This window comes from Vibrio sp. PNB23_22_6 (genome assembly GCF_052877535.1).
In genome coordinates this window covers 1-9,632 of the sequence record NZ_JBNFXP010000045.1, presented here as the reverse complement: position 1 = coordinate 9,632, position 9,632 = coordinate 1, and the positions used below count along the sequence as shown (strand labels likewise).

Here is a 9,632-nt window from a genome sequence, read left to right as displayed (position 1 = left end):
GTTGGTTTTAGTGTTTAAGGCGGTATGCGGCAACTTCGGTATTGCGTTGCTCACCCCTTAACAGGGCGTTAGTTTGCAAGAGGAAAAACGCAGCTATATCGCAAAATCTAGTGGTAAAAGCTCAAAGTCGAAATTGTCGTATTGGCGTTCAATTTCAGTGTTAACTTGCGTGGTGTAAACTCAAAATTGGTATCGTTTCAACGGTTGATTTGTTCTTTGGTGCGGCGACTTTTGGGTTAACTGAGTTGAACTTTTTCGCTGAAACTCTGCTCGTTGAGTTTGTTGGTATAAAAGCCGATTTACACGCTGAAATGACGTTTTCTCTGGTGTGGTAAGTTCCACGTGGTTTCAGTGACTTTGTTGAAAGTCCGCATTGTGAGATTGGTTTTCCAAAAGCGCTTTTTGGTGTTGTGAGTTCGTTTTCTGCGACGTTGTTTGTTCCAAGTGGTTTCATTGAGTTGCCGCCTTGAGACTACGCCTGACTTAAGTGCATCAAAACACATAAAGTTTATTGTTTGCAAAGTTTAAAATAACGTAAAATCAACGCTTTGGGTTTGCAAACTAACAAACTGCTCAAGAGGGATTCGCAACGCGTGGCATTTTTACTATGCGTTGATTTTAGTGATTAAAGTGGTATGCAGCGGCATCGGTATTGCGTTGCTCACCCCTTAGCAGGGCGTTATGTGCTTCAGAGTAAAGGAGTTAAATTTGAAACTATATCACCGAGTGCCAGACAACCTTAAATATGATGAAATCATGTCTCTAAATCAATTGGAGGCAATTGATCAAGAGTTGTTTGATTCTGGTAATTGGAAGTATTTAAATCGCCCTGAACTGAAGAAAATTAAGATCCCAACATTGGACTGTTTATGGAACGATGTGATTTTTATGAGTCCTGTACATCCAGCTCAAATTAAGAAGGCATTGGAAGATAGTGGAATTGAGGTGAAACAGCGGCAAGAATGGTTTGAAATTTGCCCTCAAAACTGTGGCTTCACTTCAGCTAACTCGACGATCTTTATGTACAGCAGTGCTAGCTCTGACAGTTCTCACATAAACGAATATAGATCATTTTCAATGGATAATATCAAACCATTGAACAACTTAAAGCCAGAGGTGTTCGCGTATTACAAGGAATGTGCTATCAAAGGAACTAAACCAATGGTTTTTCACCTTATTCCTCATGTAATGCATAAAGGAACGTTATCACTTGATAAGTTGTCTATAATCCGCGTTTAAATGGAGCGCGCACATAACAAACGCTTTAAGACGGATTCGCAACGCGTGGCATTGTTGGTTTGCGGTAAATTTAGTGATTTAGGTGGTATGCGGAAGCACAGTATTGCGTTGCTCACCACTTAAGCGGGCGTTATATTTTTGGGGCTATTGTCCCCCATAACACAAAAATTCGATTTTACGTTGAAAAAGTCATAACTGTCCCTTAAACTCAAAAATGAAATTTTGAGTTTAAGGGTGTATGAAATGGCAAGAATAAGAACTCCAAAGCCATTCTCCAAACTGATGGAGAACTTTCCTGCTGATAAAGTAATGCCGTTACTAGGGAAGTATGGTGCAACAGATGGTTCAGGGAATTACCTACATTGGGATAAGTTTATCTGGAGAGTTGAAAAAGGTGTAGATTCCGAGTCTGCGTGGATCGCCACTAAATTTGCCAGAAAAACATTAGCTAAAGAATTGCCGATATTAAAAGCAGATACGTTCCAAAGTCACTTTAGCTATTGCATTCCCGATTCATTGTTTGCTCAGTTACATCATATAGACAAAGTCACTGGTGGTGGGCATGCAATTGGCGACGGTTCTTTTATAACGGCTAGAGAAAAAGATCGCTATTTAGTTAGGAACTTAATGATGGAAGAGGCCATTACTTCGTCCCAGTTAGAAGGCGCCTCAACTACTCGTAAAGTTGCTAAAGATATGCTCGAAAACAATAGAAAGCCTACTGATAAATCAGAGCAAATGATCTTTAACAATTTCTTGTTAATGAAAAAAGCGGTTGAGCGGAAAGATGAGCCACTTTCAATAGACTTAATTTTGGAACTTCATGCGATCGCTACTTACAATGCAATCGATAATGAAGCTATTCCTGGGGAACTGAGAGACACGAATGATGTGACTGTGGCTAATATTTATAATGAAGTAGCTCATGAGCCACCATCTGCCGATTCTTTAAAAGAAAGGCTTCAAGACTTATGTAAGTTTGCAAATGAATGCGATGATGGCAGTGATTCTGACCACTTCATTCATCCCTTAGTCAAAGCTATTATCCTTCACTTTATGATTGGTTATATACATCCATTTGGTGATGGGAATGGAAGGACTGCAAGGGCATTGTTTTATTGGTTTATGCTGAGAACTGGTTATTGGCTTTTCGAATATGTTTCCATCAGTAAACTTATCCAAGAAAAAAGGTCAGACTATGATACAGCTTACGTATATACGGAAACAGACGAATTTGATTTAACCTACTTTATATATCATCAGGTAGATATTGTTACTAAAGCGGTTAATTCCTTGCACGAACATATAGAAGCGAAGAAAAAAGAATTCTACCAATTTATGGAATGGATTGATAAAAGTCCCGTATCGAAAGGGTTGAAAAGAGGGCAGTTAGAAATTCTGAAGGACGCAGTCAAACAACCAGGTAAGACATTTACAGTTAAGCAGGTTTCTCTTGATTTAGATATTAATGAGAATACAGCGCGCTCTTACTTAAATAAATTGGTTGAGGCAGAACTACTGATGGCTTCTAAGCACAAAAGTCACAAAGCAGTCATATATCTAGCACCTGCAGGCTTAAGGGAGCGCCTAAAAATATAACAAAGCGTTTAAGACAGATTCGCAACGCTTGGCATTTTTGGTTTAAACCGGTTTCAGTGATTACGGAGCAATGGTTTGACTATGGTGTAGGCGTTGCTCACTACTTAACGCGGCGTTAGTACGGGATTGGCCTCAAAGGTTGTAAAATTTGGTGTTTATTGGTTTCTTTGCTCTGCTTTACAGCGGTTCAAATGTGCCTTTTACGTTCTCTCCGGTGGCACTAGATGGGCAGTGATCGCGTTGTGAAAAGTCGTTTACGGTTTCTAACTTTCTGGTAATTTCATTGGCGCGGCTTCTTTGTCTCGGATGGCTTCGCGGCGAAAAATCGTTTCTTTGGTGCCGTCGGGAAAGTTCGAAGTCAGTCTCCTTTGAAAATTTGAAGTCGTTGAAAATTGGTGAGCTTTGCGTGTTTTTCTTCTAGCCAACTCGCGTTTTGAGTATTGGTTTAAGATTGGCAGTTGTCCGTTTAGCTTTCGCGTATTACACCATAAGTTTCGTGCTATATTTCAATGCCTTGGCAAATGCCAAAAGCTTTAAGGGCAGCGCACTAACAAGCTGCTCAAGAGGGATTCACAACGCGTGGCATTTTTACTATGCGTTGAATTTAGTGATTAAGGCGGTATGCGGCAACATCGGTATTGCGTTGCTCACCCCTTAGCAGGGCGTTAGTACGGGATGGGCATCAAAGGTTGTAAAATTTGGTGTTTATTGGTTTCTTTGCTCTGCTTTACAGCGGTTCAAATGTGCCTTTCACGTTCTCTCCGGTGGCACTAGATGCGCAGTGATCGCGTTGACAACGTCGTTTACGGCTTCTAACGTTGTAAGCAATTTCATTGGTGCGGCTTCTTTCTCGCGGATGGCTTCGCGGCGAAAAATCGTTTCTTTGGTGTCGTCGGGAAAGCTCGAAGTCAGTCTCCTTTGAAAATTTGAAGTCGTTGAAAATTGGTGAGCTTTGCGTGTTTTTCTTCTAGCCAACTCGCGTTTTGAGTATTGGTTTCAGATTGGCAGTTGTCCGTTTAGCTTTCGCATTTTAAGCTAAAAATTTCGTGCTATATTTCAATGCCTTGGCAAATACCATAAGCTTTAAGGGCAGCGCACTAACAAGCTGCTCAAGAGGGATTCACAACGCGTGGCATTTTTACTGTGCGTTGAATTTAGTGATTAAGGCGGTATGCGGCAACATCGGTATTGCGTTGCTCACCCCTTAGCAGGGCGTTATGCCACAAGGAGAAATTCATGATTGTAGTAGCAAGGTTTTCTTTTCCTCATGAAGCTCATATAGCGAGAGCTAACCTTGAAAGTGCTGGCATCGAAAGCTTCATTGCAGATGAGCATACGGTGAATACACAATGGTTATATTCAAATGCTATTGGAGGTGTGCGCTTGATGGTTTCAGAAAAAGACTTTGAAGAAGCTACTGAAATCCTGACTAGTGATTTTTCTGAAAGTCTTGAAAAGCACTCTGAAGCTATGGGAGAGCAACAAGATATTTGTCCCCATTGTGGCAGTAGTGAGATAACTGCTCACACACAGGGCAAGCGTCCCGCATTTCTAGTTTTCATATTGTTAGGTTTCCCACTATTTTTCTACAAACAAGGCTATAAATGTAAACAATGTGGCGAGTTCAGTGAAAAGCTTTGAGTCGTGGCATAACAAACAATTTAAGAGGGATTCCCAACGCTTGGCATTTTGGGTTCTACTTCAAATTAAGTGATTACGGCACAATGCTTTAGGTTTTGGTGGTAGCGTTGCTCACCCCTTAATTGGGCGTTATGCGTCACGAGGGAATTCATGTCAAAAGTAACATTGAAAGGTTTTATTTTAGTACCTGAGTCAGAGCTTGAATTGGTAAAAAGTGAGTTGGTGAACCATAAAACTCTTACTTTAGAAGAGTCAGGGTGTATTACGTTTATCGTCACTGAAAATTCAGAAAACCCTCTTCGTTTTGACGTTTACGAAGAGTTCACGGATAAGGCAGCTTTCGAGCGTCATCAGAAAAGAGTTAAGGCTTCTAATTGGGGCAAAGTGACAGTAAACGTTGAACGGCATTATGAAATATCTGAGTAAACGCATAACAAACGCTTCAAGACGGATTCGCAACGCGTGGCATTTTTGGCATGCGTTAACTTTGGTGATTAAGGTGGTGTGCTGCAGCTTAGGTATTGCGTTGCTCACCACTTAAGCGGGCGTTAACTTTCAAGGAGGAAAATTGAGCGCGAGTAACTATATCAAAGAAATTCGTTCCAAAATTGGAACCATGCCGTTACTTATCCCTAGCGTGGCAGGTGTCATTTTAAATGAAGACCAAGAGTTACTACTTCAGCAGAAATCAGACAACACATGGAGTCTTCCTGCTGGAATGATTGAACCTCAAGAATCTCCAGTTCAAGCATTGGTTAGGGAAGTTCGAGAGGAAACAGGTTTGGCTATTAAAGTAGAGCGTCTACTTGGTGTATTTGGTGGTGAGGGGTTTGGATTCACATATCCAAATGGCGACCAAGTTGAGTACACCGTAATTATGTTTAAATGTGTAGTAGGCAGCCAGTTGCAAACTGCACTCGACGATGAAACGGTGTCTTTAAAGTGGTTTTCAAAGGGTAACTTGCCAAAGCTTGAGCTACCTTATCCGTTAGAGAGTTTGTTTGCAGAAAATGAGTCAGCGTATTTCGTTGGCTAGAAAGCTAACAAGTTGCTTAAGTGTGATTCAGCACGCGTGGCATTTTTAATATGCGGTGGTTTCCGTGTTGAAGTGCCATGCAGATGCTTGGTCGTTGCGTGCTTCACACCTTAGCAAAGCGTTAGGTGCTAAGAGGAAAATAGGAAGTTCTATGCAAATCAGGGAAGTACGAGCGAGTGACGCTCAAGCAGTATTAGATCTTATGTATCAGCTAGATCGTGAATCGAAATTTATGATGCTAGAAGAGGGTGAGCGTAAAACTACTCTCGAACAACAGGTGACGATCCTCGAATCTTTTTCTGAAAATAACTCAAAGGTCATGTTCATTGTTTCAGATGATCATGAAGCTTTTGGTTTTGTTGCTGGTATTGGGAACACAGCTAATCGAAATTGCCACTCAATGTATTGTGTTATTGGTATTAAGCAATCAGTCTCTGGGCGAGGTTATGGAAAACAGCTTCTCAAAAGTCTCGAATCTTGGGCTGTAGAACATGAGTTCACAAGGCTTGAGTTAACAGTAATGTGCCACAATGAAAGAGCGTTAAATCTTTACCGTAATAACGGTTTTGAAATCGAGGGTACAAAGCGTAACTCTTTGAAAGTCGATGGACAATATGTGGACGAATACTATATGTCAAAATTGGTTCGCACCTAACAAACTGTTCAAGAGGGATTCGCAACACGTGGTATTTTTACTATGCGTTGGTTTTAGTGATTAAGGTGGCATGCGGCGGCATCGGTATTGCGTTGCTCACCCCTTAACAGGGCGTTATACGCTAAAGGTTAAACGTAGCAGTAATCAATTTAAAGCAATTGGTTAGCTGCATGTTGGATAATAGGTTTTCATCATTATCAAGGGTAATTATGGATTTACAAAAGGCAGAGTTGCTAGCGTTACTATCAAAAGAGTGTGAAGTTTACTCATCAATTCCCGCTAGCGAGAAGTCGCAAAAACGCGACAAAAAGCACTTCATTAATGGTCTTATGACAGCTTGTCGTGTTGTGGACATCAGTTACGATGAACTTAGCACTATCATTGATTCAATGCCTAAAAGTCCCAAATTCAAAGACCTTGATGAGCAATTATCGATTCCTACTTACATTCGTAATCAAGTGGATATTCAGTTGTAAACGTGACCACGCGTATAACACATATGAGCCTTCTGCCTGTCAATAGGCAATAACATCCTATTGGCTGCGTGAGCAGCCAATGCTCTTCGAACAACAAAGTTATCTACTTCGCTTTGTCATTTTGGTCATTAAGCATTGCTTACGACAAACACATATAGAAGGTCTCTTATTGCGGTCTCTCCGCTGCCAACCATTATTGGTTGGGCCATTAGACATTTATCGGTTAACCCCAGCTGGCACTATTCAAAAAAATGGTTAAACAGTTGTTTTCCAGTTATCTTCAGGCTCAGCCGAGGTGTAAGCAACTTTGCTGTTCGTTGTTATGGGTGCGCACCAATGAAGCGGCTAATCAAAGCAAGCGGGCTTGGACTACCTGACACAACTGACTTCTTCGGGCTTATATCCCAGTAAATTTGAGTCAGTGACGTGTTCTCACTCAGCACCAGTTAGACGTTCAGCTCACTTCATTGTGCGACTTATTGGGGTAAAAATCGTTTCTCATCAAATACCGTTTTGTCTCTCAGCATAAAATAGACGCATCGCCCCAGTTTATGAGCCAACGCTGATAGCGCTTTGGCTTTGCTCATCCGTTTCTGCAGGCGTTGAATGTATTTCTTGGCGGGTTCATTGCCCCTTAAATAGAGAACCGCAGCTTCCGAGAACGCCCATTTTAAGTAGGCGTTTCCAATTTTGTTGCCGTTGGTTCCTTTTTGTTTACCCGCTGATTCGGCTTTGCATTTAACTAGTCGTGAGTATGAGGCGAAGTTTTGAACCGACGGGAAGCGTTCAATATTGCCGACTTCATACAAAATTGTGAGAGCGAGAATGCGGCCAATACCAGGCACAGTTTGGATGAGAGAATAATCTTGAGCGCTGTGCTGCTTGGCTGTCTTTTCAATAAAGTGCTCTACGCTCGCCAACTCTTTGGTGTAGAAAGCGATGACGTTCAAATCCATATCGATACTTCGATTGACTGAAGGCTCATCGAATTGGTTGCGTACTTGTTCACGAGCGCATGGGTAGCGCAGTTGAACATTATGGCTTTGCTGATTGTATTGGCTAAAGGTGTTGGCAACATGAGCTTTTAGGTCAGCGCCATGGCGCATGATTTTGGTCCTTCGTCGCAGTAAATCTCGTGTTGCTCGCATGGCTTTAGGGTAAACATAGGCGATAGGAAAATTGCCGCCCCGAAGCAGTGAGGCAATTTTGAAAGAATCGATACGATCGTTCTTCGTTTTACCTCCGTGAATCGCTTTCATATACAGCGCATGACCGAGTACAAAATCAAACGCATAATCAAGGCAAAGATCGCTAACCCAGTACCAGCAATGCATGCATTCGACACCGATGACGATGTTATCCTGATAAGGTGTAATTAACTCAAGTAGTGCATCGGGAGCGGCATCAATCTTCTTGTGCAGGACTTTATTGCCAAGTGAATCGAGAATACAGACGTAGAGTAAGCGAGCATGCAGATCAATGCCACAGTAATAGTTATGTTGGTTGTTATAGAATCTCATAGAGTCTTCTCCGTTTTGGGTTTCGTCGCCTTCCAGCTTAGTCGAGAGGCTAAGTTGGAGGAGAAGGCTCAATGAGTATCAAACTGCTCAAGAGGGATTCGCAACGCGTGGCATTATTGCTTCTACTTCAAATTTAGTGTTTATGGCACAATGCTTTAGGTTGGGTGGTAGCGTTGTTCACCCCTTAATTGGGCGTTAACTTTCATTGCACTCAAACTTAATGGTACCATGTCTTACTATTTGTATGTTTGGGGTCATTGATGAGTCGTCTAGTTCGAGAATTAAAAAGAGCAAGTGAAGTGCCGACTAGCCTAGTTAAGAGTCTGCCAGAGCCTGCTAAGGTAACTACTATTGGAGCGAAAGCTCGTGTGTTCATTAAAGATGATGGTTTTGGTCAAACTTCTTTTTCTCGCCCAAGTTCACTTGACTTACATCATGCCAAATTCGACAAAACTTATATTCTCGGATCTTGCCCATACTGTACAAATCACAAGCCTAATTTCAAACCTATTCAGATTGCACAACATGTGCGTTCTGTCCACCCTGAAAAATGGAAGGAGTTCTCGGCTAAGTATCAGTTTTTAAAATAATACTTACCTTGTGCAAAGTGCGGTGCGTGGATTAAAAATCTAGAGAAACATGCAATAAAGTGTAAGTCTAGTACTCTAGGGACAGAAAGTTAACAAATTGCTTAAGAGTGACGGCGAACCTTCGGCATTTTTGGTTCGGTTGAGTTTAGTGATTACGGTGGCTTTGCTAAGGTTTCGTGGCGTTAGCCGCACCTTAGCAAGGCGTTATGTTTTTTTTGGAATATCTTGTGATAAAACTAGTAGAAGTAAGAAGAGAGTTGTTGGAATTAGTTAGAACTACCAGTGACTCAAATAGTAGCTATAATCGATGGGACAACACTAAGTCAAACTCTACGACAAAAAGAGAGCTAATTTATATTAAAAATAAGCTTCTATCATATTTTTCAGATAATGGTGGTCATGTCGTGAGTACATATACAAGTTGTCCTCATGATAGTCATATATGGAAACTTAGCTGTAGTTCAGTTGAGGATCTTAAATATAATGATACTCGTTTTAATTGGTTTGAAGAAGAGTTAGTACAAGGCGAAGAATATGGCATTTGTCCTTGCCATGGAAATGATTTACCTACAGTAAATCATGTTTACAAAGAGTTTATTTTCGACAGGCAGGCCGAGTGTGCTTTAGGGCAGCAGTTTTATGAATTAATTAGGTTTATATATAAAGCAATTGAAGCATCGCAAGATAACAGAGCTCGTTCAGCTATTCGAGAGAATATTTTAATGGCCATATTAATTATCAATGACTTACTTTTGTCAGAAAGCATGGATGTTATAGCAGCACGTATTGAAAATAAAACATAACAAACGACTATGGCGTCAATAGCTAATTTTTCGCTATGTTCTCATCCCACATGACGCCATCTCTTAACATAGA

The 9,632-nt window shown here is 41.2% G+C and carries 10 protein-coding genes; 9 read left to right on the top strand and 1 reads right to left on the bottom strand.

Annotation, left to right across the window (positions count from 1 at the left end):
- Nucleotides 1–708 precede the first annotated feature (708 nt).
- The 7 genes from ACVA54_RS19280 (at nucleotide 709) to ACVA54_RS19250 (ending at nucleotide 6,646) form a co-directional block, all read left to right on the top strand.
- Nucleotides 709–1,239 carry a hypothetical protein gene (locus tag ACVA54_RS19280; RefSeq protein ID WP_446620176.1) on the top strand — a complete coding sequence of 177 codons (531 nt, stop codon included), beginning with the start codon at nucleotides 709–711 and terminating at the stop codon, nucleotides 1,237–1,239.
- Nucleotides 1,240–1,482: 243 nt separating this feature from the next.
- Nucleotides 1,483–2,838, top strand: a complete 1,356-nt coding sequence (locus ACVA54_RS19275; RefSeq protein WP_446620174.1) for a Fic family protein — start codon at nucleotides 1,483–1,485, stop codon at nucleotides 2,836–2,838.
- 1,236 nt (nucleotides 2,839–4,074) lie between these two features.
- Nucleotides 4,075–4,479: a putative signal transducing protein gene (locus tag ACVA54_RS19270; RefSeq protein ID WP_099080881.1), complete on the top strand. Its 405-nt coding sequence runs from the start codon at nucleotides 4,075–4,077 to the stop codon at nucleotides 4,477–4,479.
- A gap of 150 nt (nucleotides 4,480–4,629) precedes the next feature.
- The gene (locus ACVA54_RS19265; protein WP_446609213.1) at nucleotides 4,630–4,905 is read left to right on the top strand and encodes a putative quinol monooxygenase; all 276 of its coding nucleotides are present in this window, start codon (nucleotides 4,630–4,632) and stop codon (nucleotides 4,903–4,905) included.
- Nucleotides 4,906–5,047: 142 nt separating this feature from the next.
- Complete coding sequence (locus ACVA54_RS19260; RefSeq protein WP_017045764.1) at nucleotides 5,048–5,515, top strand: NUDIX domain-containing protein; 468 nt, start codon at nucleotides 5,048–5,050, stop codon at nucleotides 5,513–5,515.
- Between the two features lie 151 nt (nucleotides 5,516–5,666).
- Nucleotides 5,667–6,170: a GNAT family N-acetyltransferase gene (locus ACVA54_RS19255; protein ID WP_099081250.1), complete on the top strand. Its 504-nt coding sequence runs from the start codon at nucleotides 5,667–5,669 to the stop codon at nucleotides 6,168–6,170.
- 209 nt (nucleotides 6,171–6,379) lie between these two features.
- Nucleotides 6,380–6,646, top strand: coding sequence for a hypothetical protein (locus tag ACVA54_RS19250; protein ID WP_050917567.1), 267 nt, complete (start codon nucleotides 6,380–6,382; stop codon nucleotides 6,644–6,646).
- Between the two features lie 476 nt (nucleotides 6,647–7,122).
- On the opposite strand, the gene ACVA54_RS19245 is transcribed toward ACVA54_RS19250, so the two are convergent.
- Nucleotides 7,123–8,166, bottom strand: coding sequence for an IS110 family transposase (locus ACVA54_RS19245; RefSeq protein WP_446597072.1), 1,044 nt, complete (start codon nucleotides 8,164–8,166; stop codon nucleotides 7,123–7,125).
- A 260-nt stretch (nucleotides 8,167–8,426) separates the two neighbouring features.
- Between ACVA54_RS19245 and ACVA54_RS19240 the strand changes: the two genes are divergently transcribed.
- Nucleotides 8,427–8,756 (top strand): hypothetical protein, encoded by a 330-nt coding sequence (locus ACVA54_RS19240; RefSeq protein ID WP_446649874.1) that lies wholly within the window; start codon nucleotides 8,427–8,429, stop codon nucleotides 8,754–8,756.
- Between the two features lie 227 nt (nucleotides 8,757–8,983).
- Nucleotides 8,984–9,559 (top strand): hypothetical protein, encoded by a 576-nt coding sequence (locus ACVA54_RS19235; protein WP_446649873.1) that lies wholly within the window; start codon nucleotides 8,984–8,986, stop codon nucleotides 9,557–9,559.
- Nucleotides 9,560–9,632: the final 73 nt, after the last annotated feature.

Coding starts and splice junctions, on each gene's coding strand:
- ACVA54_RS19275 (WP_446620174.1), top strand. CDS start 1,483: ATGGCAAGAATAAGAACTCCAAAGCCATTCTCCAAACTGATGGAGAAC.
- ACVA54_RS19270 (WP_099080881.1), top strand. CDS start 4,075: ATGATTGTAGTAGCAAGGTTTTCTTTTCCTCATGAAGCTCATATAGCG.
- ACVA54_RS19265 (WP_446609213.1), top strand. CDS start 4,630: ATGTCAAAAGTAACATTGAAAGGTTTTATTTTAGTACCTGAGTCAGAG.
- ACVA54_RS19255 (WP_099081250.1), top strand. CDS start 5,667: ATGCAAATCAGGGAAGTACGAGCGAGTGACGCTCAAGCAGTATTAGAT.
- ACVA54_RS19250 (WP_050917567.1), top strand. CDS start 6,380: ATGGATTTACAAAAGGCAGAGTTGCTAGCGTTACTATCAAAAGAGTGT.
- ACVA54_RS19245 (WP_446597072.1), bottom strand. CDS start 8,166: ATGAGATTCTATAACAACCAACATAACTATTACTGTGGCATTGATCTG.
- ACVA54_RS19240 (WP_446649874.1), top strand. CDS start 8,427: ATGAGTCGTCTAGTTCGAGAATTAAAAAGAGCAAGTGAAGTGCCGACT.